At 31.3% G+C, this 916-nt stretch carries 1 protein-coding gene; it reads left to right on the forward strand.

Going from position 1 to position 916, the window contains the following annotated elements:
* Window positions 1–915: methyl-accepting chemotaxis protein (locus ACOTU8_RS08680; RefSeq protein WP_422342545.1), on the forward strand; the 915-nt coding region annotated here is incomplete at its 5' end.
* Window position 916 lies beyond the last annotated feature (1 nt).

Genomic DNA, 916 nt, shown 5'->3' on the forward strand with positions numbered 1-916 from the left:
ATCAACGAAAACATCCTTGCTACTAAAAAAGGTTTAGAACAAGACAATCAAGCCGTTAAAGAATCAGTTCAAACCGTATCAGTTGTAGAAGGTGGTAATCTAACAGCAAGAATTACTGCTAATCCTAGGAATCCTCAGTTAATAGAATTAAAAAATGTCTTAAATAGACTATTAGATGTTTTACAAGCTAGAGTAGGTTCTGATATGAATGCTATTCATAAAATATTTGAAGAATATAAAAGCTTAGATTTTAGAAATAAATTAGAAAATGCTAGTGGTAGTGTTGAATTAACTACAAATGCTTTAGGTGATGAAATAGTTAAAATGCTAAAACAAAGTTCAGACTTTGCTAATGCTTTAGCTAATGAAAGTGGAAAATTACAAACTGCTGTTCAAAGCTTAACCACTTCTTCAAATTCTCAAGCTCAATCTTTAGAAGAAACAGCTGCAGCTTTAGAAGAGATCACTTCTTCTATGCAAAATGTTTCTGTTAAGACTAGTGATGTTATCACTCAATCTGAAGAGATTAAAAATGTTACAGGTATTATAGGAGATATTGCAGATCAAATCAATCTTTTAGCTTTAAATGCTGCTATTGAAGCTGCACGTGCTGGAGAACATGGTAGAGGTTTTGCTGTTGTGGCTGATGAAGTTAGAAAGCTAGCTGAGAGAACTCAAAAGTCTTTATCTGAAATAGAAGCTAATACTAATTTACTTGTTCAATCTATCAATGATATGGCAGAAAGTATTAAAGAACAAACTGCAGGTATTACTCAAATCAATGATAGCGTAGCTCAAATTGATCAAACTACTAAAGATAATGTTGAAATTGCTAATGAATCAGCTATTATTTCTAGTACAGTAAGTGATATAGCTAATAATATCTTAGAAGATGTTAAGAAGAAGAGGTTTTAAT

The organism is Campylobacter jejuni, from assembly GCF_049221745.1.
Taxonomy (GTDB): domain Bacteria; phylum Campylobacterota; class Campylobacteria; order Campylobacterales; family Campylobacteraceae; genus Campylobacter_D; species Campylobacter_D jejuni_E.